This is a genomic window from Umezawaea sp. Da 62-37 (assembly GCF_032460545.1).
In the GTDB taxonomy this organism is placed as follows: domain Bacteria; phylum Actinomycetota; class Actinomycetes; order Mycobacteriales; family Pseudonocardiaceae; genus Umezawaea.
In genome coordinates this window covers 4,454,244-4,475,832 of record NZ_CP135965.1, presented here as the reverse complement: position 1 = coordinate 4,475,832, position 21,589 = coordinate 4,454,244, and the positions used below count along the sequence as shown (strand labels likewise).

Genomic DNA, 21,589 nt, shown 5'->3' with positions numbered 1-21,589 from the left:
CGGGGCCCATGCGGTTGGCGGAGGTGTTCCAGCAGGTGGTCGGTGGTGACCAGGCCGTCGAGTTCAGCGCTTACGACGGCAGTCACGCCGGTCCCGCGGGGGCGGGCATGCGCATCGAGGTGCGCACGCCCATGGCGTTGTCCTACCTGGCATCCGCGCCAGGCGAACTGGGGTTGGCCCGTGCGTACGTGACGGGCAACCTGGAGATCATCGGCGACGTGCACGGTGCGCTGGCGCACCTGTCGGAGCTGAGCCTGCGCGAGGTGCCGTGGTCGCAGCGGGTCAACCTGATCGCGCTGCTCGGCAGGGTGCGGGTGAACAACAAGGTGGAGGTGCCCGCGCAGGAGCGGCGCCTGCACGGGATGCGCCACTCGAAGGCCCGCGACCGCGAGGCGATCGCGCACCACTACGACGTGGGCAACAAGTTCTACGAGTGGGTCCTGGGTCCGTCCATGGCCTACACGTGCGCGGTCTACCCGGAAGCGGACTCGACCCTCGAGGACGCCCAGTTCGCCAAGCACGACCTCGTGGCCAAGAAGCTCGGCCTCAAGGAGGGCATGCGCCTGCTGGACGTCGGCTGCGGCTGGGGCGGCATGGTCATGCACGCCGCCAAGCACTACGGCGTCCGCGCGGTCGGCGTCACGCTGTCCCGCAACCAGGCCGAGTGGGCCCAGAAGGCCATCGTCGAGGCCGGGCTGTCGGAACTGGCCGAGGTGCGCTACCTCGACTACCGCGACGTCCGCGAGGACGGCTTCGACGCCATCAGCTCCATCGGCCTCACCGAGCACATCGGCAAGGCCAAGCTGCCCGGCTACTTCCGCTCCCTGTACTCGAAGCTGAAGCCCGGCGGCCGGATGCTGAACCACTGCATCACCCGGCCGAACAACCTCCAGCGGGCGCGGACGGGCGGCTTCATCGACCGGTACGTGTTCCCGGACGGCGAACTCGTCGGGCCGGGCCACCTCGTGTCGCTGATGTCGGACACCGGGTTCGAGGTGCGGCACGAGGAGAACATCCGCGAGCACTACGCGCTGACGCTGGCCGCGTGGGGCCGCAACCTCGACGCCCACTGGGACGAGGCCGTCGCCGAGGTCGGCGAGGCGCGCGCCAGGGTGTGGCGGCTGTACCTGGCCGCGAGCCGGTTGGGGTTCGACCGGAACAACATCCAGCTGCACCAGGTGCTCGGGGTGAAGCTGAAGGGGACCCGGTCCGGAATGCCGTTGAGGCCCGACTGGGCGTGATCGTTCGCCGAAGCGGGCCGTTCCTCCGGGAGCGGCCCGTTTTCGTTGGTGCGATGAGTTTTCGCCGCGGTGACTGTCCAAGTACCCGACTGGACATTTCGGAGGAGGAACCATGGGCACGGTCGTCGTGGATCTGAGCATGTCGCTGGACGGGTTCATCGCCGGCGCCGGGGACGGGCCTTCGAGCCCGCTCGGACGTGGTGGCGAGGCGCTGTTCCGGTGGATGGCGGCCGGGCCCGAGGAGAACCGCGTCGAGAGCCGGATCTCACCGCCCGACGCGAGCAAGGCCGTCGTCGAGGAGTGGACGACCGGTGGCGGGGCGATCATCAGCGGGCGCCGGACGTTCGACATCGCGGGCGGCTGGCGGGACGGGCACCCGATCGACGTGCCGATCTTCGTGGTGACGCACGAGGTGCCGACGAGCGGGCAGTGGAGCCCGCGGGTCAGCTTCGTGACCGAAGGACTGGACCGCGCGCTGGAACTCGCGCAGGAGGCCGCCGAGGACAGGACGGTGGCGATCGCCGGCGCGAGCCTGGCCCAGCAGCTGCTGCGGGCGGGGAAGCTGGACGAGATCCAGGTGAGCCTGGTGCCGGTGCTGCTCGGCGGGGGCGTGCGGCTGCTGGAGCACTTCGGCGACGAGCCGGTGGAGTTGGAGCAGATCCGGGTCGTCGAGTCCGACGGCGTCACGCACCTGCGGTACCGGGTGGTGCGGGTCGGTCCTTGAGCGGCAGTTCGGTCGGTTCCCGGAGCCGTTGTGCGGACACGGGGTCGGTGGAGTGCGCTTGAGCGGGAGTGAGGAGCGGTCAGCAGTTGCACCGCCTTGCCGGTCCTGAAGCGCAGGACCGGCGGCCGCCCTTGTGGACGACCGCCGGTGTCGGGGTGGGGTCAGTTGGCCGAGGCGACCAGCTGGTTGACGATCTGGGTGGCCTGGTTGGACGGGATGGAGAAGCCGATGCCGACGCTGCCAGCCTGGTCGCTGCCGGAGGCGGGGGAGTAGATGGCGGAGTTGATGCCGACGACCTGGCCCGAGGTGTTGATGAGCGGGCCACCGGAGTTGCCGGGGTTGATCGAGGCGTCGGTCTGGATGGCCTGGTAGCTGGTGCCCGCGGAGCGGCGGGTCTCGCCCGCGATGTTGACGGTGCGGTCGAGCGCGCTGACGATGCCGGACGTGACCGTGCCCTGGAGGCCTTCCGGGGAGCCGATGGCGACGACCTGGTCGCCGACGGCGACGGTGGAGGAGTCGCCGAACGTGGCGGGGGTCAGGCCGGAGGCGCCGGTCAGCTTGAGGACCGCCAGGTCGCTGTTGGGGTCGGCGCCGACGACGGAGGCGGCGTACTCCTTGCCGTCGTTGGTCGTCACGGAGATCTGCTGGGCTCCGGAGATGACGTGGTTGTTGGTGAGGATCCTGCCGTCGGCGCTGAGCACCACACCGGACCCGATGCCGCTGCCCTGCGCCACGGTCACGTTGACCTGGACGACGCTGGGGAGCACGGAGGAGGCGATGGCGCTGACGTCCTCAGTGGACGTTCCGGTGGAGGTCTTCGCGATCGTCGAGCTGGTCACGGAAGCGCTCACGGCGGTCGGGACGCCGGCGGCCCCGACCAGTCCACCGGCGGTGCCGGCGACCACGGCCGCGGCGAAGGCCACGGCGGTCAGCTTGGTGGACGTGCGGCGCCAGAACCCCGGCGCCTTGGCCTCGTCGTCCAACGACCCGCTCATCGCGGGGAAGCCCTGTCGCATCTCGGTCATGGCTCCACTGTGCTGCCGGGAGTTGTGAGGAACCTGAGCGAACACCCAGGACTTCCCAAGAAAATCAGCCGCGCCGCTCCCGCAGGTCCGACAGCCCCACCGTCATGATCCCGATGACCTGCTCGAGGATGTGCTCGTCGAACACCAGCGTCACGCCGTCGAACAGGTCGAGCGCCCGGCTGTGCTCACCCACGCTGATCTCCACCTGGTCGTCGTCGGTCAGCGCGTACGCCACCTGCGCACGGGACGGCACCTGCATGTAGGTGTTCAGGTGCATGGTGGTGTCGCTGACGAACATGGGCTCTCCTCAGGTGTGTGGCTTGTGCAGAACATAGAGGTATACGTCTACACAGCACCATCGCTCGATCAGGTGATGCGCGGATGGATGGGTCCCGGATAAGTTGTGATCATGTTCGAACTGGCCGCTCCTTCGGCTCTCCAGTGGTTGATCGGTGTCGAGTTGTCCTACTTCCGGCGGCAGGAGGGCATGTCGCTCACCGATCTCGCCGAGGCCAGTGGCATCGGCAAGCCCAAGCTGGGACACCTGGAGACCGGCCGGACCAACCAGTACCCCGGCGACATCCGCAAACTCCTGAAGGCCTGCGGGGTCGACAAGGAGCACATCGACCGGATCGTGCTGCTCAGCAGTCGCGCGGATGAGGCGTCGTGGGTCGGGCCGTGGACCGATGTGGTGTCCGACTGGCTGCGCACCATGGTCGGCCTGGAATCGTTGGCGCGGAAGGAGTTCGTCTTCGAACCGATCGTGCTGCCCGGCCTGCTCCAGACCGAGGGCTACGCGCGGGCGATGACTCTGGGCGCGAGCCTTGTGGGCCCGGATTCCGCCGCGCGGCTGATCGAGTTCCGCATGGAGCGAACCCGGTTGCTCAGCAAGGAGGAGCCGCTTGAGCTGCACGCGGTGTTCAACGAGCAGGCGTTGCGGCTACGGGTAGGCAACAAGAAGGTGATGAACGAGCAGTACCGCCACCTTCTCGGGCTGGCTGAGCTGCCGAATGTGACGCTTCAGGTTGTGAAGCCGGAGGCCGGTCTCCACGATGCGGTGACCGGCCAGTTCATGTTGCTGGACTTCATCGATGCCCGGTCGATCGTGTACATCGAGATCCAGGATGCGGCGGTCTTCGTGGATGACATGGCTCGGGTGCGGACCTATACCCTGAGTACGCAGAGCCTGGAACGGGTCGCGTTGTCACCTGCCGAGAGCGCGGCTTTGATCGAATCCCTGATCACGTAGGAGTCCGCCATGGCCAACGACTGGCGCACCAGCAGCTACAGCGGGCAAAACGGGAGCTGCGTCGCCGTGCGTTGGCGCATCAGCAGCTACAGCTCGGAAAACGGTAGTTGTGTCGCCGTGCGGTTCCCCGAGGCCGGTCCGGTGGCCGTGCGCGACTCCAAGAACCCGGCCGGCCCGTCGCTGGCCTTCCCCGCTTCCGCGTGGACGGCTTTCCTCAGCGCTCGCTGAGCATCGTCCGGATCGCGTCGGCGTCCACGGGCTCGCCGAAGAGCGGGCCCTGGGCGTGGGTGACGCCGAGTTCGGCCAGGCGGAGGGCCACGGTCTCGTCGCGGACGTCGTCGGCGGACAGGGGAAGGTGCAGCACGCTGGACCAGCGGATCAGGGCCATCGCGGCGCTCTCGTCGAGCAGGGCCGTTTCGCCGCCGAGGGCGGCGCCGATGGTGCTCGCGAACTTGATGCCGTGCAACGGGATGTCGCGCAGGCGCTTGCTGGTGACGGTGCCGCCCGTGAGCTGGTCGAGCACCAGGCGGACGCCGTGCTCCGCCAGGATCCCCAGCTCCTCGACCTGCTCGTCGGTGATGGCCGAGGGCAGGCTCTCGTGCAGCTCGAACAGGAGGAACTTCGCGGGCAGGCCGGTCTGCTGGAGCAGCTTGACGGTCTCGGCGACCAGCTCCGGTTCCTGGCAGTGCCGGGCGATGAGGTCCATGCACAGCACGGGCGCCGCCTCGCCGAACTCGGCGTACCAGCGGCCCGCGTCCTGGCACGCGCGGTCCAGGGCCCATCGGCTCAGCCGCATCACCATGCCGGTGCTGTTGGTCAGCGGCAGGAACTGGTCGGGGTCCAGCAGGCCGCGTTCGGGGTGGTGCCAGCGCAGCTTCGCCTCGACCGCCACCAGCGACCGGTCGGACAGGGCGACCACGGGCTGGTAGTCGACCCGGAACTCGCCCAGCTCCAACCCGCCGGGGATGGAGGCGGCGAGCACGCACATGTCGCGGTCGCGCAGGTCGCGGTCCCGGTCGTAGAGCGACCACTGCGCCTTGCCGTCCGCCTTGGCCCAGCCGAGCGTGATGTCCGCGCAGCGCAGCAGTTCGGAGGCGTCGGCGCCGCGGGCCCGCCCCGAGACCAGGCCGACGCTGGCCGTCACGGCGATGCCGTGCGAGTCGATGTAGATCGGCTCGGCCAGCAGCTCCAGCGCGTCCTCCACCAGGACGATCACCGAGCGGGTGTCCTTGGGGTCCTTCACCAGCACGCCGAACTCGTCGGGACCGATCCGGGCGATCTGGCCGACGCCGTCGAACACCGTGCGCAGGTGGTTGGCGACCTCCACCAGGATCCGGTTGCCGACGCCGTGGCCGAACGCGTCGTTGACGACGCGGAACCCGTCGATGTCGAAGTGCGCGAGCACCGCGGTGTCCGGACCCTGACTGCCGGCGGCGTGCTCCAGCCAGCCGAGGTACTGCGCCCGGTTGGCCAGGCCGGTCTGCGCGTCGTGCAGGCTCTGCCGGACCAGCTGCGTCTGGAGCGCGCGCAGCTCGTTCATGTTCTCGATCATCGCCACGTAGTACGCGGGCTCCCCGTCCGGCCCGCGCACCAGCGACAGGGCGAGCAGGACCTCGACGATCTCGCCGTCGCTGCGCACCATCCGGTGCTCACCGCGGAAGTGCTCCACCTCGCCCGCGGCGAGCCGTTCGATGGCGACGGTCATCGACGTCCGGTAGTCCGGGTGCAGCAGCGAGCTGGCGGTGAGCCTGCGCAGTTCGTCCGCGGGGTGGCGCAGCAGGCCGACCAGCGACTCGTTGAAGTCGATCAGCCGGTCGTCCAGGCCGATCACGGCGATGCCTACGGCGGAGGAGTTGAACACCGCCCGGAACTTCGTCTCGCTGTCGTGCTGGGCCTGCTGGGCGCGGCGGGTCGCGATGACGGCGGCGGTCTTGCTCAGCTCCTGCTGGTCGAGGGTGCGGTCGCGCAGCCCGTCGCTGAACCCGGCGGCGAGCGAGCCCAGCACCCGCATCAGCCTGCCGGTCCACGACGCGGGCAGGTGGAAGTGGCCTAGCAGGTGCTCGCCGATGAACCCGATGGAGCGTTCGAGGGTCTCGGAGGCGATGAAGTCGTGCTCCACCATCGCCCGCCCGATCCGGTGCGCGTGCTCCGGCTCCTCGGGTTCGGCGGAGACCGCGTGGAGGAGCTGGGTGGTGAGCGCGGCGAGCAGCTGCTCCAGTTCGGGGCGCGAGATGTTCGCGAGCACCGTCGTGGAGATCAGGGCCGTCCAGCGGTGCGCGAAGTCCTCCCGGACGAGGGGGAACTCGTCGAGCGTGGTGCCTGGTTCCGGGGCCGCCCCCGAGTGGTCGACCATCGGCATTCAGGCCCGCAGACCATTTGTGGAAATGAGACCGGTCGTTCCACGGGAACGGCTGACGCGCACGTCTTGGCTGACTGTTCGCCGAGCGCTGTGCACGGACGCTCCTATTTCACTCGTTCGGGGCTCGCGGGCCGTGGGGAAAGACAGGTCGTCGGTTCGGGTGACCCGCGGACGCACCGTCGTGAGCCGCTGGCTGCGAGTGAGCTTACTGACGTTGTTGTGCCTGCCCAACCCGAGCACCCGATTTTCGTCCGGATGCGCATGCTGGGTGACAGGGGGTGCCTACTGACGGGTAGCGTGCTAAACGACTAGAGCCGGACCCACCGACACGGGGAGGTCCGACTCGTCCGCGAGGCCTGGTCAGGTGAGTTCGGGCGGGCTGATCAGCGATTCCGGGATGGCGGAGTCCTGCGTTCCCCATTTCTCCATGATGCGCTGGTAGGTGCCGTCCTTGATGAGCTTGTTGACCGCGCCCTGGAAAGCCGGGGCGAGCGGCGAGCCCTTCTTGAAGGCGAATCCCACGTCGAGCCGTTTGAATTCGTTCAGGAACGCCAGGTTCGGCTGTCCGGCGGCGGCGTGCCGCAGCCCGTTGATGGTGCTCATGATCACGTCGATGTGCTTCTGCTGGAGACCGAGGAAGACCGCGGCGTTGTCGGAGAAGCTCAGCACCTCGTACTCCGGCTTCCCGGCGTCGGGGCAGACGTGCTTCTCGCGTTCCAGGGTCGCCTCGAACGTCGTCCCGGCGCCCGTGCCGATCTTCAGCCCGCACAGCTGGGTGAGGTCCTCGACCTCCTTGAGCCGGTCGTCGTCCTTGCGCGCGGCGAAGCCCTGGCCGTCGTTGACGTAGGTGACGAAGTCGATCGTCTTCTTGCGCGCCTCGGTCACCCCGAAGTTGCCGGTGCCGACCTCGTACTTGCCGCTCGTCAGCGCGGGCAGGATCGCCTCGAACGTCGCGATCTCGCGGTCGATCCGCAGGCCGAGCACCTGTCCGACGGCCGCCGCGACGTCGATGTCGACGCCCTGGACGGTCTTGTTGTCCTCGGCGTAGAAGGCGGACGGCGGGACGTTGCCCACCGACGACGCGAACTTCACCACCCCGGCCTGCCTGGCGGCCTCGGGCAGCAGCGCGGCGATCGAGTCGTCCTTCACGACCGACGCGAGCACGTCGGCGGTCGGCGCGGTGCTCGGCGTGCTGCCGCCCGCGTCCGCCGCGCCGCAGCCCGCCGTGGCGAACGCGACGGCGAACGCGAGCATCAGCGCCGCGTAGATCTGGGAGCGCTTGGTCTTGTGGGCCATCAGGTCAGGTGCTCCTCGAACGGCAGGCTCTTCGTGGACGGCAGGTCTTCCTCGAACCGCAGGGTGTTCTCGAACGGCAGGTCTTTCCCGAACGGCAGGGGACCGTCGGTGGGCGGGTCGTCCACGTCGAACAGCGGCGTGTAGTCGAGGGCCAGGTACAGCGCCTTCGCCTCCGGCTGGCGCGGCCCGGTGGTCAGGTAGAGCCGCCGGTAGCCCAGCGACAGGGCCTCGCGCTCCAGTTCCAGCACCACCCGGCGGCCGAGGCCGCGCCGCCGGTGGCCCGCCGCCGTCCAGATCCGCTTGAGCTCCGCGGTCCGCTCGTCGTACCGCTTGAACGCGCCACCGGCCACCGCCCCGCCGCCCACCAGGAGCAGCAGCAACGTCCCGTCCGGCGGCTCGAACACCGGCGTCGGGTAGCGGGCCATCTCCTCGCGGGCGCGTTCGCCGTAGCGGGTCACGTACTCGTGCGTCAGCTCGGCCATCATCGGCGCCGTGGCCGGGTCGGCGGGGCTGACCCGGCGCACCTCCAGCTGCCCCTGGTCGACGGTCATCCGTCGACCGAGATCGACTCGCGGACCGGCTCCTGGTCCTTGACCCGTGCGGCGGCCCGTTCGCGGTCGCGCTTGGCTACCTCCTCGCGGACGATCGGGATCACGTAGCGGCCGAAGTCGATGGCGTCGTTCAGGATGTGGTAGCCGCGGGCGGACAGGATGTCCACGCCGAGGTCGTAGTAGTCCAGCAGCGCCTGCGCCACCGTCTCCGGCGTCCCGACCAGCGCGTTCGAGTTGCCCGCGCCGCCGGTGGCCGCGGCGGTCGGCGTCCACAGCGCGCGGTCGAACCGCTCGCCCTGCGCGGCCAGCGCGAGCAGCCGCTGCGACCCGGTGTTCTCCGGGTTGGTCAGCGAGTGCCGCCTGGTCAGCGTCGCCGTGCCGCCCTTGGTGCGGTCCGTGATGGCGGCGACGGTGCGGTGCGCCTTCTCCCACGCCAGCTCCTCGGTCGCCCCGAGGATCGGCCGGAACGCGACCTGGATGCGCGGCACGTCCGTGCGCCCGGCGTCGAGCGCGGCCCGCTTCACGGACTCGATCTGCTCCGCGGTCTGCGCCAGCGGTTCGCCCCACAGGCAGTAGATGTCCGCCTCGGCGCCGCCCGCCCGGTACGCCGCGGGCGAGGAACCGCCGAACGAGACGCCGATCCGGGGCTGCTGCACGGGGAACGTGTCGCTGACGAAGTCGGCGAACCGGTAGTGGGCGCCCTCGTGGTCGAACGGCTCGTGCGAGGTCCAGGCCTTCTTGACGATCCCGATGTACTCGCGCGTGCGGTCGTAGCGCTCGTCCTTGGTGAGGTAGTCGCCCTCGCGCTGCTGCTCGTGGTCCGTGCCGCCGGTGATGAAGTGCACGGTGAGCCTGCCGTCGCTGATCTGGTCCAGCGTGGCGAACGTCTTCGCGGCGAACGTGGGGTAGGACACGTTCGGCCGGTGCGCGAGGAGGATCTGGAGCTTGTCCAGCCTGGTGGCGACGAACGCGGCGACCTGCGCGGGCTCCGGTGAACCGGAGCCGTAGGCGAACAGCACGCGGTCCCAGCCGTTGTCCTCGTGCGCGCGGGCCAGTCGCAGCGTGTAGTCCTTGTCGAAGGCGGCGCCGGTGCGCGCGCCGGTCTCCGAACCGTCGTTGGTGCCACCGATACCCAGGAACTCAACAGGCACGTCAGTACTCCCCAGATGTGGTGCGGAAAGTGCGCCCCGCGGCGGTGCGGGCGCGGAAGTGGGCACGGGCGAACCCGTTGAGGGGGAAGGGAAGCCGAGTTCTGGCGTTGAGGGAGACGCGCTCGGCGGCGGGCTCAGCGCGGACAGGAGGCCGACCACACGCGACCGAGGTCGATGTGGTCGCGGGTGACCAGTCGCAGGCTTCTCACGCTTCCACTTGACCAGCGTCCTGCCCGCTGGTCAATGGCCGTCCACATCGCGGAATGCCTTGACGTGCAGAGGTTGTGCGCGCCTACGATCGGGGTGCGGCGTTGAGGGACGCGGCCCTTTCCCGTGCTTCCCCTCGTCCTCCGGAGACCGTCGATGACCGCGTCCACCGATCTCGCACCACCGCCGACGACCAGATCCGCCCCCGCGAACGCCGTTGTGCCGCTGCGCCGACCCGGCCGGTGGATCTCCGCCGCGCTGGTGCTGGTGATGCTCGCCGCGGCAATCCGCTCGGTCGTCACCAACGAGGCGTTCCAGTGGGGCGTGGTCGCCGAGTACTTCACCGCCGACGTCGTGCTGCGCGGCCTCGGCATGACCCTGTGGCTGACCGTCCTGACCCTGGTGCTGGGCTTCGCGCTCGGCACCGCGCTGGCGGTGCTGAGGCTGTCCGGCAACCCGGTGCTCGTCGGCGTCAGCTGGGGCTACGTCTGGATCTTCCGGTCGGTGCCGATGCTGGTGCAGCTGCTGTTCTGGTTCAACATCGGCGCGCTGTACCCCACGCTGTCGTTCGGGATCCCGTTCGGACCGGACTTCCTGAGCCTGAGTTCGACCAACCTCATCGGACCGACCGCCGCCGTCATCATCGGGCTGACCCTGCACGAGGCCGCCTACGCCGCGGAGATCGTCCGCGGCGGTGTGATCTCGGTGGAACAGGGGCAGGTCGAGGCGGCGTTGGCGCTGGGGATGGGCCGCGCCCGGATCCTGCGCCGCATCGTGCTGCCCCAGGCGATGCGCTCGATCATCCCGGCCGCGGGCAACGCGCTGATCGGCACGCTCAAGGGCACGTCGATCGTCAGCGTGCTGGCCGTGCAGGACCTGCTGTTCTCGGTGCAGCTGATCTACAACCGCAACTACCTGATCATCCCGCTGCTGCTGGTCGCGACCGTCTGGTACGTCGTCGTGACCAGCGTGCTCAGCGCGGCCCAGTACTACGTCGAACGGCACTACGCGCGCGGGGCGGCGCGGGCCCTGCCGCCGACGCCGTGGCAGAGGCTGAAGGGACGGCTGCGATGAGCGCGACGGTCGTGCGGATCAGCGATCTGCACAAGAGCTACGGCACCACACCGGTGCTGCGCGGGGTGGACCTGGAGGTCCACCAGGGCGAGGTCACCTGCGTGATCGGGCCGTCCGGGTCGGGCAAGAGCACGCTGCTGCGGTGCGTGAACCACCTGGAGAAGATCAACGCCGGTGAGGTGGAGGTCGACGGCGAGCTGATCGGCTACCGCAGGCACAAGGGCCGGTTGCACGAGCTGAAGGACCGCGCGATCACCCGGCAGCGCGCGGCGATCGGCATGGTGTTCCAGAACTTCAACCTGTTCCCGCACCTCACCGTGCTGGAGAACATCATCGAGGCGCCGATGGGCGTGCTGGGGCTCGGGCGGGCGCAAGCCGTTGCTCGGGCGACGGAACTGGTCGCGCGCGTCGGGCTGGCGGGCAGGGAGGGCTCGTACCCGCGGCAGCTCTCCGGTGGGCAGCAGCAGCGGATCGCGATCGCGCGGGCGCTGGCGATGGAACCGAAGCTGATGCTGTTCGACGAGCCCACCAGCGCGCTCGACCCGGAGCTGGTCGGCGAGGTGCTGGCCGTGATGGCTGACCTGGCGGAGGCGGGGATGACGATGGTCGTGGTGACGCACGAGATGGCGTTCGCCCGGCAGGTCGCGGACACGGTGGTGTTCCTCGACGAGGGCAGGGTGGTCGAGTCGGGGCCGCCGGGGGAGCTGCTGGCCAACCCGCGGCACGCGAGGACCCGCGAGTTCCTCGCCAGGGTCCTGTGAACGCCCCGCCGTTGGTGCTCGCGCTGGTCGGCGGCGGGCCGCGCGCGGCAGGGCTGATCGAGCGGATCGCGGTGAACGCGCCGGAGCTGTTCCCCGGTGGGGCGCTGGAGATCCACGTCGTCGACCCGCACCCGGTGGGGGCCGGGCGGGTGTGGCGCTACGAGCAGTCCGCGCTGCTGCGGATGAACTCGATGGCCGCGGACGTCACGATGTTCACCGACGACAGCGTCGTCTGCGACGGTCCGGTGCGGACCGGGCCGTCGCTGGCCGAGTGGGCCGAGGCGGTGCGCTCGGGCGGACTGTCCGATGTGGACCTGCCGGCCGACGTGCTGGAGGAGCTGGACCGGCTGCTGCCCACGACGTTCCCGAGCAGGCGGCTGCAAAGCGCCTACCTGGCCTGGTTCCACCGGGACGCGGTCGCCGCGCTGCCCGCCGGGATCACCGTGCGGCAGCACCGCGCGAAGGTCGTCCGGGTCACCGGGTCACCGCGGGGCGGGCAACGGGTGTGGCTCGCCGACCGCGACCGGCCGCTGGTGGCCGACGTGGTGGTGCTGTCGTTGGGGCACCTGGACGCGCAGATCGGTGTGGAGGAGAAGGAAATGCTGTCCTACGCGGACGAGCACGGCCTGGCCTACCTGCCGCCGGACTACTCCGCCGACAGCGACCTGTCGGCGATCCGGGCGGGCGAGGACGTCGTGCTGCGCGGGTTCGGGCTGGCGTTCATCGACCTGATGGTGCTGCTGACCCAGGGGCGCGGCGGGAAGTTCGCGCCGACGCCGGACGGGTTGCGGTACGAGCCGTCCGGGCAGGAGCCGCGCATCCACGTCGGGTCGCGGCGCGGGGTGCCCTACCACTCGAAGACCGGCTACCGGTTGCAGGGCGACCCGCTGCCGCTGCCGCGCTTCTTCGACGCCGCCGTGGCCGACCGGCTGCTCGACCGGCCCGGAACGTTCGACTTCAAGGCCGACGTGTGGCCCCTGCTGGCGAAGGAGATCGGCTGGGGCTACTACCACGAGCTGTTCACCGGCCACCCCGACCGGGTTTCCCTGCCGTGGCAGGAGTTCGCCGCCGCCTACACCGCGTTGTCCTGGTACGACGCGGAGATGGCCGCGCTGGTCGAGGCCGCGGTGCCCGCCGAGGAGGACCGCCTGGACTTCGAGCGGCTGGACCGGCCGCTCGCCGGGCTGGAGTTCGCCGACGGCGAGAGCCTCCAGGAGCACCTCCGCGACTACGTCGAGGCGGACGTCGCCCGGCGGTCGGACGCGGCCTTCAGCGCGGACCTGGGGGCGTTCATGGCGCTGCTGTCGATCTACGGGCAGCTGCCGAGGGTGCTGAACTCGCCGAAGCTCGACCCCGGCTCGCGGCTGGCGCACGCCGACGGGTGGTGGATGGGGTTCTTCAGCTACCAGGCCAGCGGCCCGCCGCCGGACCGGCTGGAGGAGCTGCTGGCGTTGTCGCGCGCGGGGATCGTGCGGTTCCTCGGCGCGGACATGTGGGTGCGGGCCGAGGACGGGGTGTTCCTGGCGGGCAGCGCCAGCGCGCCGGACGTCGTGCGGGCCACCGGGCTGGTCGAGGCCAGGCTGCCCGCCCACGGGCTGGCGGAGACCGCGGACCCGGTGCTGGCGGCGTTGCGCGGGGCCGGGGACGTGGTCGAGGAACTGCTGTCGGACGGGCGGTCCACCGGGCTGGTGCGGGTGGCCGACGACAACCGGCTGATCGGCCGGGACGGCGTGGCGCACCCGCGGCGGTTCGCGCTGGGGCCGTTCACGACCGGCCGCGCGTTCGCCGCGTTCGCCCGGCCGCGCACCAACGCGCCGGGGTTCCGGCAGAACGACGGGGTCGCCAGGACGCTGCTGCGCTTGCTGGCCGCGGAGGGCGAGGGCCGTTCCGAGAGCGTGGCCTGACGGGCTTGCCGCCGGGGGGTTTCCCGGCGGCGGCCCGTCCGGTCAGTCGACCGAGGTGTAGCGGCCCTGGAAGCGGACCAGCGGCGGGGTGCCGCCGGTGTGCTGGATCTCCAGCGGTTCGCCCACCAGCGCCACGTGGTCGCCCACCGCGATCCGCCGCGCGGTCCGGCAGCGCAGCCGCAGCGGGGCGTCCAGCAGGTGCGGGACACCGTCCACATCGGACTCCCAGTTCGTCGCCGCGCCGAACCGGTCCGAGCCCGTCTTCGCGAACAGGTCCGACAGGTCGCTCTGGCCCGCGTGCAGCAGGTGCACCGCGAACAGCGGCGCCGTCCGCAGCACCGGCCACGCCGACGCGCCGTCGCCGATCCACACCACGATCAGCGGCGGGTGCAGGCTGGCGGAGGTGAACGAGCTGACCGTGACGCCCACCGGGCCGTCCGGACCCTGCGCGGTGACGATGCTGACCGCCTGCGGGTGGTCGCGCAGCGCGCCGCGGAGGTCGTCCGCCAGGTCCCGCTTGCCCTGCCGGGGGACGACGCTCATCGGGACACCCCCACGGCCTGCGCCGATCGGACCAGCGCGTTCAGGGTGTCGGCGGTCCCCGTGGCGGTCAGCTGCTCCACCAGCGCGGCGGTCAGCGCGTCGTGGTCGCCGGTCAGCTGGGCCTCATTCACGAACACGCCGGGGCCGGGGACCCGCGCGCCCAGTTCCACCAGCACCGGCCGCAGGTGCAGCTCCACGGCGAGCGCGTGCTTGTCGGAGGCCGCCACCAGCAGCGGGACGGCCACCCGCCCCTTGAGCCACCCGGCGGGCGCCTGGTCCAGCACCGACTTCAGCAGCCCGGTGTACGTCGCCTTGTAGGTCGGCGAGGCCACCACCAGCACGTCCGCCCCGCCCAGTTCGGCCAACGCCTCCTTGACCCTCGTCGCGCCGGGCGTGAACACCTCCTGGGCGAACTCGGCGGAGTCCACCACCACGCCGTTCGAGGCGCCGTCGGTGAGGACCTGGCCGATCGCGTCGCGCAGGGCCAGCGCGGCGTTGAGCGTGCGGGACGCGGGCCGGGGGTTGCCGACCAGCGTGCCGATCAGTGCGGACATCGTGAACTCCTTGCTGCGCAACGGGAATCGGCCGGGTCTTCCAGGTCACCGACAGCGGCAGGAGCACGCGCGGGCGAAGTCCACGTGGCGACGACGGGTCAGGGGCTCTCCTCGGTTCACACCTCCGAGCATGCGAAGGCGGGCACACCACGTCAAGGTGGTCCATGGAGCGGGACTTGCCGATACCTGACGTTCCCTGTCAGGTACGGCTGCGACCGTGAGGGTCCGCCACCACCGAAGGAGAACCGACATGCCGTCGTTCGTGCCACCCGTTCCGGATGAGCGCACCGCCCTGCTGGCCTACCTCGACAAGCAGCGCGAGGGGTTGCGCAACGCCGTGCGGGGGCTGGACGACGAGCAGCTGTCGAAGGTCCCGAGCGCCAGCGCGCTTTCCCTCGGCGGGCTGCTCAAGCACGTGACCCGTTCCGAGCGGCGCTGGGTGCAGGCGGGTTTGGGCGGATTGCCGCTTCCGGGCCTGTGGCCGATCGTGGAATTCGAATCCGATTTCATCCTGGCGGAGACCGACACCGCCGAGTTCCTGCTCGCCGATTACGAAACCTGCGCCCGTGAAACCGAGGCCGTCCTTTCCGACGTCACCGACCTCGGCGCCCCCTGCGCACTACCGGAAGCCGCCCACTGGTCCGCCAGATGGGTCCTGCTGCACGTCATCGAGGAAACCGCCCGCCACGGCGGCCACGCCGACATCATCCGCGAATCCCTCGACGGCCGCACCGCCGGCACCCTAGACCCCTCATAACCCGCGAGTCGAACACTCAGACACCTCGTGTCGAACGCTCAGACACCCCGAGTTCGTCACTCGGACAGCGGGCCGGATGGGGGCGGGTGCCGGAGTGGGGACTGGAGGTGTCTGGGGTTCGACACAGGGTGCCTGAGCGTTCGACTCGCGATGCTTGAGCGGGTACTCGAGGTGCCTGAGTGTTCGGGTCAAGGTGTCTGAGTGTTCGACACGGGGTGTCTGGGGGTTCGACTCGCGGTTAGGTGGTGGCGGCTGCGGCGGCGCGGCCTGCGGTGCGGCCGGAGAAGACGCAGCCGCCGAGGAAGGTGCCTTCCAGTGCGCGGTAGCCGTGCACGCCGCCGCCGCCGAATCCAGCGGCTTCACCGGCGGCGTAGACGCCCTCCAGTGGCTGCCCGTCGTCCTTGAGCACGCGCGAGGACAGGTCGGTGTGCAGGCCGCCCAGGGACTTCCGGGTCAGCACCGACAGCCGCACGGCGATCAGCGGTCCGGCCTTCGGGTCGAGGATGGGGTGCGGCTCGACGACCCGGACCAGCTTGTCGGTCAGGAACCGGCGGGCCAGCGTGATCGCGTTGACCTGCATGTCCTTGCCGAGGCCCGACGTCACCTGCCGGTCGCGTTCGACGACCACCTTCTCCAACGCCGAAGCCGAGATCATCTCGCTCCCGACCAGCGCGTTCATCCCCTTCACCAGCTCGGGGATCGACCGGCCGAAGACGAACTCGGGGGACTGCTTCGCGAACGCGTCCACCGGCCCCACCGCGCCCGGCAGGCCCCGCTTCAGCACGAGCTTCACGTCCTTGCCGGTCAGGTCGGGGTTCTGCTCCGACCCGGACAGGGCGAACTCCTTGCCGATGATCCGCTGGTTCAGCAGGAACCACGAGTGCTGGTGCCCGGTCTTCACGATGTGCTCCAGCGCGCCGAGCGCGTCGAATCCGGGGAACAGCGGGATCGGCAGCCGCTTCCCGGTCGCGTCCAGCCACAGCGACGACGGGCCGGGCAGGATCCGGATGCCGTGCCTGCTCCAGATCGGCGCGTAGTTCGCGATGCCCTCGGGGTAGTGCCACATGCGGTCTTCGTTGATGAGCTCGCCGCCCGCCTTGCCGACGACTTCGAGCATCTTCCCGTCGACGTGGTCGGGAACGCCGGAAAGCATGTGCTCCGGCGGGGTCCCCATGTTCTTGGGCCAGTTCTTCCGCACCAGGTCGTGGTTCCCGCCGATGCCGCCGGACGTCACGATCACGGCCTGCGCGCGCAGCTCGAAGTCCCCGGCGACCTCGCGGGAACTCTTCTCGCCGCGTTCGACGGTGCTCGCCTCCAGCACCTCGCCGCGGACGCCGTCGACCGCGCCCGCGGTGGACGTCAGCTCGGTCACCCGGTGCCGGAACCGCAGCGTGACGAGCCCTTTGGTCACGCCCTCGCGCACCCGGCGCTCGAACGGGGCGACGATGCCGGGGCCGGTGCCCCACGTGACGTGGAAGCGCGGCACGGAGTTGCCGTGGCCGTCGGCGAGGTAGCCGCCGCGTTCGGCCCACTGGACGAACGGGAACCAGCGCACGCCCTGCGCGTGCAGCCAGGAGCGCTTCTCGCCCGCGGCGAAGTCCACGTACGCCTCGGCCCACTTGCGGGGCCAGTGGTCGCTGTCGCGGTCGAACGCCGCGGAGCCCATCCAGTCCTGCAACGCCAGCTCGGCCGAGTCCTTGACGCGGAGCCTGCGCTGCTCGGGGGTGTCGATCAGGAACAGGCCGCCGAACGACCAGAAGGCCTGGCCGCCGAGCGACGCCTCCGGTTCCTGGTCGAGCAGGATGACCTTGCGACCTGCGTCCACGAGTTCCGCGGTGGCTACCAGCCCCGCCAGACCCGCGCCGACCACGATGACGTCCGCGTCCTGTGCCATGGACGGCAGTCTAGGAGGGGTGCCGCCCATCGCGCAGCAGGCGGAACGTCGGACACGAAAGTTTTTCGTCTTCGAGCGGTCTTCGAGTCGTCTTCGAGCGGTCAGGGGGCCGTCGGCCGGTCGCGGAAGGGGGGTTTCCGTCCGGCCGACGGCGGTCGGCGAGCGGGGGGCGCGCCGCGGAGCGTCTCGGGGGGATTCGCAGCGGGCGAGGGGGCACCCGTGCGAATCGACGCCGGGCGCAGCACCCCTGTGCCGACCACTGGTAGAACGGGTGGTGGGGTGCGCGTGTTCCCCTTGGTGCCGCAGGTCACCACGTGCTAAGCCCCTTGGAATGGGCGCATCGGTCACCGGGACGATTTGTTACCGCATCGGTCGAAGAACCCCGTGTTCACCGTTGACAGGTGTTGACATTCCATTCCTTCAGCCCTTGACTGGAGCAGCGCTGCATCAACCGTTATCGGAATAACGGCGCCTACCTCGAAAAAGGGTTCCGGACAAGAGGCCGTTCAGTCCAATGTGGACTTCATCAATGGGCCGGTTGTCCTATTGTCCGTTCGTGCGCGGAGAGATGTGCTTCCACCATTCCTCCCCCACGAAGGGTCTTTGCGTCGTGATCAAGTCAGGACTTCGGTGGAGACACCGCACCAGCGTGGCACTGCTGGCCGCCGTGCTGGGTTCGACTGGGTTCGGCTTCGCCGCCACCCCCGCACTCGCGCAGCCCGCTCCGTCCGCTCAGGCCGACAAGCAGCTGGACAAGCAGGACCGCGCCCTCATCGCCGAAGCCGAGCAGCAGGGCAAGGCCGACGTCACCCTGCTGGTCGCCGCTGAGGACGGCAAGATCGAGGCCGCCACCAACGACCTGAAGGCGCTCGGCGCGGTCGTCGAGACCACCGACCAGAAGGTCGACTACCTCAAGGTCACGCTGCCGCGCGGCAACGCCGAGAAGGCCGCGAAGCTGGCCTCGGTCAACGCCGTCGACGTCGACGGGCTCGTCAAGATGGACGACCCGAAGATCGAGGGCGTGGCCACCCCGCTGCCGCAGAAGGCGCCGGGCGCGAAGACCCCCAAGGACAACCCGTACATGCCGATCGCCGACACCGGCGCGGCGTCGTTCGCCCAGTCCCACCCCAAGTGGGACGGCCGCAACACCACGATCGCCATCCTGGACTCCGGCGTCGACCTGGACCACCCGGCGCTCGCGACCACCACGACCGGTGAGCGCAAGATCGTCGACTGGTACAACGCCAACGCGCCGACCGAGAACGACGGCACGTGGGTCACGATGTCGAAGGAGCGCTACACCGGCGCGTTCGTCGTCGGCGGCGTCACCTACAAGGCTCCCGCGACCGGCGGGCCCTACGCGGTCGGTTTCCTGAAGGAGACCGCGAAGGACCTGGGCGACCCGACCAGCGAGACCGGCGGCGACCTCAACCGCGACGGCGACCGGGTGGACTCCTTCCCGGTCCTGCAGGACGTCCTGACCAAGGAGGTCCGGGTCGACCTGGACGGTGACGGCGACTTCACCGACCAGACGGCCATGATCGACTACAAGGTCAAGAAGGACGTCGGCTTCTTCGGCACCGACAACCCGGCCACGCCGATCGCCGAGCGCATGGCGTTCGTCGTGCAGACCAACAAGTCGGTGTACGACAACGGCGGCACCGCCTTCGTCAACATCGGCATCGCGGGCGCCGAGCACGGCACCCACGTCGCGGGCATCACCGCCGCCAACAACATGTTCGGCGGCAAGATGACCGGCGCGGCCCCCGGCGCCAAGCTGATGGCCGTCAAGGTCTGCCTCACCTCGTCCTCCTGCACCAGCAGCGGTCTGCTCGAGGGCGTGCTCTACGCCGCCCGCAACGGCGCCGACGTCGTGAACATCTCCATCGGCGGCCTGCCCGCCCTCAACGACGGCAACAACGCGCGTGCGGAGCTCTACAACCGCACGATCGCCGAGTACAACGTCCAGCTGTTCATCTCCGCGGGCAACAGCGGCGCGGGCGCGAACACCGTCGGCGACCCGTCGGTGGCCACCGACGCCGTCAGCGTCGGCTCCTACATCTCCAAGGAGACCTGGCTCGCCGACTACGGCTCGGTGACCAAGCAGGGCGACAACCTGCACCCCTTCTCCTCGCGCGGTCCCCGTGAGGACGGCGGCTTCAAGCCGGACATCATCGCGCCCGGCGCGGCGATCTCCACCATCCCGCGCTGGGAGGCTCCCGGTCCCGTCGCGGGCACCTACGAGCTGCCCCCCGGCTACGCCATGCTCCAGGGAACGTCGATGGCGTCCCCGCAGGCCACCGGTGCCGCCGCGCTGCTCATCAGCGCGTACAAGGCGACGCACAACGGCGAGCGCCCCAACGCCGCGAAGCTCCGCAACGCCATCAAGTCCGGCGCGGACTTCCAGAGCGAGTTCGGCGCGTACGAGCAGGGCGCCGGCCTCTTCGACGTGAAGGCCGCCTACAACATCCTCAGCCGTTCCGGCGCCACGGACACCGTGACGACGTCGGTCGAGGTGCACACCGTGCTGTCCGGCCAGCTCAAGCCGACCGCCAACACCGGTGTCGGCATCCACGACCGCGAGGGCGTGACGATCGGCAAGGACTACACCCGCACCTACACGCTGACCCGCACCACGGGGTCGACGAAGCCGGTGAAGTACCAGGTCGACTGGGACGGCGACAAGAGCGCGTTCGACTCGGCGGGCAGCGTCACGCTGCCGCTGAACACGCCGGTCAAGTTCGACGTGAAGGTCAAGCCGAAGAAGGCGGGCGCCCTGTCCGCGGTCCTCAGCCTGGACAACCCCTCCACGCCGGGTGTCGACCTGCAGACGCTGAACACCGTGTTCGCGGCGTCGGACTTCAACGCGGGCAACAAGTACGCCGTCTCGCAGTCCGGTGACATCAGCCGCAACCAGTTCACCAGCCTGTTCGTCCGGGTGCCCCAGGGCGCTAGCGCGCTGAAGATCGACCTGGCCGCCGGTGGCGACGCGGGCAAGGGCCAAGTGCGCTTCCTGCGCTTCGACCCGACCGGTGTGCCGATCGACCCGACGGCGACCACGTCCTGCTACAACCCCGACGCCGGTGCCGGCTGCACGACCGGTTCGCCCACCAGCCGCACGGTCAACAACCCGCTGCCGGGCGTCTGGGAGATCGTGGTCGAGGCCCGTCGCACGTCGGACGTCGACCGCGCGCCGTACAAGGTGACCGCCTCGGTGCTCGGCACCGCGGTCAGCCCCAACCCGGACGTCATCGCGTCCGCGACGCTCGGCACGCCGGTCGCGCGGACCTACCAGGTGACGAACTCGCTGGGCGCGCTCAACGGCCACCTCGTCGGCGGCCCGCTGGCCAGCGCCAAGATCGCGCGCCCCAGCATCGCCAACGAGACGTCGCAGACCTACGACCTGACGGTGCCCGCGGGCGCCACGGCGGTCAGCGCGACCATCGGCAAGACCAGCGACGCGACCGCGGACCTGGACCTCGTCCTCTACAACTGCACCACGGGCACGTGCGTGGTCGCGGGGTCGTCGGCCGACGGCGACTCCGAGGAGTCGGTGACCCTGGCCAACCCGGCCGCGGGTCTGTGGAGGGTCCTCGTGGACGGCTACTCGGTCCCCGCGGGCACCACGGAGTACGACTACATCGACTACTACGCCGCCCCCTCGCTGGGCTCGGTGGACGTCAGCGACCCGCTCGCCGACCACGCCGCGGGCACCACGTGGACCGTCAACGGCACGGTGACGGCCACGGGCCAGCCCGGTGCAGGCCGTGTGCTGCGGGGTGAGCTCCTCGTGCAGACCTCGGAGGGCTCCACCGTCGGCCGCGGCACGGTGATCGTGCAGTCGGTCGTCTAGTCCTGATCGGTTGACGGCGGCCCCGCACCTGTGTTCCCACGGGTGCGGGGCTGTTCCGCGTTCAGCGGCGGCCCCGCGCGTTGTCGCGCGAGGCCGCCGCGCTCGTCAGGGAGTCGGGTCGGGGACGCCGATCGGTTCCTCGACGTCCACTTGGGAGATGCCCTCCAGGGTGGCGGCCCGTGCGGCCAGGGCCACCGGCACGCTCGCCCGGAGGTAGCCGACGGTGGCGTCCTCGGACTCGACCGTCGCGCCGAGGTCGCGCAACGCCTGAGCGGTGGACGCGGTCCTGCCCTCGACGGTGGAGATGGTCAGCACGACCGTCTCCCGCCGGGCCAGCCGCGCCGCGTCGAGCTGCTCCTTGACCCTCGGCGCGAGCGTCGGGGCAGCCACCTGAACGGGCGAACTCGCCCCCGTGGAGGATGTCGGAGCCCCCGGCGGGGTAGTCG

At 70.2% G+C, this 21,589-nt stretch carries 19 protein-coding genes; 9 read left to right on the top strand and 10 right to left on the bottom strand.

Translation table 11 applies throughout. The annotated features are described in order from the left end of the window. Nucleotides 1–8 precede the first annotated feature (8 nt). Together RM788_RS20045 and RM788_RS20040 are read left to right on the top strand one after the other, a co-directional pair. A complete protein-coding gene (locus tag RM788_RS20045) occupies nucleotides 9–1,241 on the top strand; it encodes a class I SAM-dependent methyltransferase (protein WP_315933239.1) in 1,233 nt (410 codons plus the stop codon). 112 nt (nucleotides 1,242–1,353) lie between these two features. After that, nucleotides 1,354–1,965 carry a dihydrofolate reductase family protein gene (locus tag RM788_RS20040; RefSeq protein WP_315933238.1) on the top strand — a complete coding sequence of 204 codons (612 nt, stop codon included), beginning with the start codon at nucleotides 1,354–1,356 and terminating at the stop codon, nucleotides 1,963–1,965. Nucleotides 1,966–2,126: 161 nt separating this feature from the next. Here RM788_RS20040 and RM788_RS20035 read toward each other — a convergent pair whose 3' ends face one another. Together RM788_RS20035 and RM788_RS20030 are read right to left on the bottom strand one after the other, a co-directional pair. Continuing rightward, nucleotides 2,127–2,990 (bottom strand): S1C family serine protease, encoded by an 864-nt coding sequence (locus RM788_RS20035; RefSeq protein ID WP_315933237.1) that lies wholly within the window; start codon nucleotides 2,988–2,990, stop codon nucleotides 2,127–2,129. Between the two features lie 64 nt (nucleotides 2,991–3,054). Continuing rightward, on the bottom strand, nucleotides 3,055–3,288 hold the full coding sequence (locus tag RM788_RS20030; protein ID WP_315933236.1) for a hypothetical protein: 234 nt from the start codon (nucleotides 3,286–3,288) through the stop codon (nucleotides 3,055–3,057). 111 nt (nucleotides 3,289–3,399) lie between these two features. Here RM788_RS20030 and RM788_RS20025 point away from each other — a divergent pair, with 111 nt between their 5' ends. Beyond that, nucleotides 3,400–4,239, top strand: a complete 840-nt coding sequence (locus RM788_RS20025) for a helix-turn-helix domain-containing protein (protein ID WP_315933235.1) — start codon at nucleotides 3,400–3,402, stop codon at nucleotides 4,237–4,239. A gap of 9 nt (nucleotides 4,240–4,248) precedes the next feature. Then, nucleotides 4,249–4,467: a DUF397 domain-containing protein gene (locus RM788_RS20020; protein WP_315933234.1), complete on the top strand. Its 219-nt coding sequence runs from the start codon at nucleotides 4,249–4,251 to the stop codon at nucleotides 4,465–4,467. Here RM788_RS20020 and RM788_RS20015 read toward each other — a convergent pair. The 4 genes from RM788_RS20015 to RM788_RS20000 form a co-directional block, all read right to left on the bottom strand. After that, a complete protein-coding gene (locus RM788_RS20015; RefSeq protein ID WP_315933233.1) occupies nucleotides 4,454–6,598 on the bottom strand; it encodes a putative bifunctional diguanylate cyclase/phosphodiesterase in 2,145 nt (714 codons plus the stop codon). The genes RM788_RS20020 and RM788_RS20015 overlap by 14 nt on opposite strands. Nucleotides 6,599–6,958: 360 nt before the next feature. After that, nucleotides 6,959–7,894, bottom strand: a complete 936-nt coding sequence (locus RM788_RS20010) for an ABC transporter substrate-binding protein (RefSeq protein WP_315933232.1) — start codon at nucleotides 7,892–7,894, stop codon at nucleotides 6,959–6,961. Continuing rightward, complete coding sequence (locus RM788_RS20005; protein ID WP_315933231.1) at nucleotides 7,894–8,445, bottom strand: GNAT family N-acetyltransferase; 552 nt, start codon at nucleotides 8,443–8,445, stop codon at nucleotides 7,894–7,896. Before RM788_RS20005 ends, RM788_RS20010 begins: the two co-directional genes overlap by 1 nt. Then, nucleotides 8,442–9,596 carry an LLM class flavin-dependent oxidoreductase gene (locus RM788_RS20000; protein WP_315933230.1) on the bottom strand — a complete coding sequence of 385 codons (1,155 nt, stop codon included), beginning with the start codon at nucleotides 9,594–9,596 and terminating at the stop codon, nucleotides 8,442–8,444. Before RM788_RS20000 ends, RM788_RS20005 begins: the two co-directional genes overlap by 4 nt. A gap of 363 nt (nucleotides 9,597–9,959) precedes the next feature. Here RM788_RS20000 and RM788_RS19995 point away from each other — a divergent pair, with 363 nt between their 5' ends. From RM788_RS19995 to RM788_RS19985, 3 genes are read left to right on the top strand one after another with little or no spacing between them, the layout of a single operon-like run. Continuing rightward, nucleotides 9,960–10,877, top strand: coding sequence for an amino acid ABC transporter permease (locus RM788_RS19995; RefSeq protein ID WP_315933229.1), 918 nt, complete (start codon nucleotides 9,960–9,962; stop codon nucleotides 10,875–10,877). Next, nucleotides 10,874–11,638, top strand: a complete 765-nt coding sequence (locus RM788_RS19990) for an amino acid ABC transporter ATP-binding protein (RefSeq protein ID WP_315933228.1) — start codon at nucleotides 10,874–10,876, stop codon at nucleotides 11,636–11,638. Before RM788_RS19995 ends, RM788_RS19990 begins: the two co-directional genes overlap by 4 nt. Beyond that, nucleotides 11,635–13,542: an FAD/NAD(P)-binding protein gene (locus tag RM788_RS19985; RefSeq protein ID WP_315933227.1), complete on the top strand. Its 1,908-nt coding sequence runs from the start codon at nucleotides 11,635–11,637 to the stop codon at nucleotides 13,540–13,542. Before RM788_RS19990 ends, RM788_RS19985 begins: the two co-directional genes overlap by 4 nt. 42 nt (nucleotides 13,543–13,584) lie before the next feature. Here the strand turns inward: RM788_RS19985 and RM788_RS19980 are convergent, their stop codons facing one another. Together RM788_RS19980 and RM788_RS19975 are read right to left on the bottom strand one after the other, a co-directional pair. Continuing rightward, nucleotides 13,585–14,085, bottom strand: coding sequence for a flavin reductase family protein (locus tag RM788_RS19980; protein WP_315933226.1), 501 nt, complete (start codon nucleotides 14,083–14,085; stop codon nucleotides 13,585–13,587). Next, nucleotides 14,082–14,639: an NADPH-dependent FMN reductase gene (locus tag RM788_RS19975; protein ID WP_315933225.1), complete on the bottom strand. Its 558-nt coding sequence runs from the start codon at nucleotides 14,637–14,639 to the stop codon at nucleotides 14,082–14,084. Before RM788_RS19975 ends, RM788_RS19980 begins: the two co-directional genes overlap by 4 nt. A gap of 250 nt (nucleotides 14,640–14,889) precedes the next feature. On the opposite strand from RM788_RS19975, the gene RM788_RS19970 reads away from it, so the two are divergent. Then, complete coding sequence (locus tag RM788_RS19970) at nucleotides 14,890–15,396, top strand: DinB family protein (RefSeq protein WP_315933224.1); 507 nt, start codon at nucleotides 14,890–14,892, stop codon at nucleotides 15,394–15,396. A gap of 238 nt (nucleotides 15,397–15,634) precedes the next feature. On the opposite strand, the gene RM788_RS19965 is transcribed toward RM788_RS19970, so the two are convergent. Beyond that, nucleotides 15,635–17,290, bottom strand: coding sequence for an FAD-binding dehydrogenase (locus RM788_RS19965; protein WP_315933223.1), 1,656 nt, complete (start codon nucleotides 17,288–17,290; stop codon nucleotides 15,635–15,637). Between the two features lie 568 nt (nucleotides 17,291–17,858). On the opposite strand from RM788_RS19965, the gene RM788_RS19960 reads away from it, so the two are divergent. Further along, nucleotides 17,859–21,143, top strand: a complete 3,285-nt coding sequence (locus RM788_RS19960; RefSeq protein ID WP_315934687.1) for a S8 family serine peptidase — start codon at nucleotides 17,859–17,861, stop codon at nucleotides 21,141–21,143. A gap of 105 nt (nucleotides 21,144–21,248) precedes the next feature. On the opposite strand, the gene RM788_RS19955 is transcribed toward RM788_RS19960, so the two are convergent. Then, nucleotides 21,249–21,533: a hypothetical protein gene (locus tag RM788_RS19955; RefSeq protein WP_315933222.1), complete on the bottom strand. Its 285-nt coding sequence runs from the start codon at nucleotides 21,531–21,533 to the stop codon at nucleotides 21,249–21,251. Nucleotides 21,534–21,589: the final 56 nt, after the last annotated feature.

Excerpts from the sequence above, each read along its gene's own strand:
- RM788_RS20045 (WP_315933239.1), top strand. The coding sequence starts at position 9 with ATGCGGTTGGCGGAGGTGTTCCAGCAGGTGGTCGGTGGTGACCAGGCC.
- RM788_RS20040 (WP_315933238.1), top strand. The coding sequence starts at position 1,354 with ATGGGCACGGTCGTCGTGGATCTGAGCATGTCGCTGGACGGGTTCATC.
- RM788_RS20035 (WP_315933237.1), bottom strand. The coding sequence starts at position 2,990 with ATGACCGAGATGCGACAGGGCTTCCCCGCGATGAGCGGGTCGTTGGAC.
- RM788_RS20030 (WP_315933236.1), bottom strand. The coding sequence starts at position 3,288 with ATGTTCGTCAGCGACACCACCATGCACCTGAACACCTACATGCAGGTG.
- RM788_RS20025 (WP_315933235.1), top strand. The coding sequence starts at position 3,400 with ATGTTCGAACTGGCCGCTCCTTCGGCTCTCCAGTGGTTGATCGGTGTC.
- RM788_RS20020 (WP_315933234.1), top strand. The coding sequence starts at position 4,249 with ATGGCCAACGACTGGCGCACCAGCAGCTACAGCGGGCAAAACGGGAGC.
- RM788_RS20015 (WP_315933233.1), bottom strand. The coding sequence starts at position 6,598 with ATGCCGATGGTCGACCACTCGGGGGCGGCCCCGGAACCAGGCACCACG.
- RM788_RS20010 (WP_315933232.1), bottom strand. The coding sequence starts at position 7,894 with ATGGCCCACAAGACCAAGCGCTCCCAGATCTACGCGGCGCTGATGCTC.
- RM788_RS20005 (WP_315933231.1), bottom strand. The coding sequence starts at position 8,445 with ATGACCGTCGACCAGGGGCAGCTGGAGGTGCGCCGGGTCAGCCCCGCC.
- RM788_RS19995 (WP_315933229.1), top strand. The coding sequence starts at position 9,960 with ATGACCGCGTCCACCGATCTCGCACCACCGCCGACGACCAGATCCGCC.
- RM788_RS19990 (WP_315933228.1), top strand. The coding sequence starts at position 10,874 with ATGAGCGCGACGGTCGTGCGGATCAGCGATCTGCACAAGAGCTACGGC.
- RM788_RS19980 (WP_315933226.1), bottom strand. The coding sequence starts at position 14,085 with ATGAGCGTCGTCCCCCGGCAGGGCAAGCGGGACCTGGCGGACGACCTC.
- RM788_RS19975 (WP_315933225.1), bottom strand. The coding sequence starts at position 14,639 with ATGTCCGCACTGATCGGCACGCTGGTCGGCAACCCCCGGCCCGCGTCC.
- RM788_RS19970 (WP_315933224.1), top strand. The coding sequence starts at position 14,890 with ATGCCGTCGTTCGTGCCACCCGTTCCGGATGAGCGCACCGCCCTGCTG.
- RM788_RS19965 (WP_315933223.1), bottom strand. The coding sequence starts at position 17,290 with ATGGCACAGGACGCGGACGTCATCGTGGTCGGCGCGGGTCTGGCGGGG.
- RM788_RS19960 (WP_315934687.1), top strand. The coding sequence starts at position 17,859 with ATGTGCTTCCACCATTCCTCCCCCACGAAGGGTCTTTGCGTCGTGATC.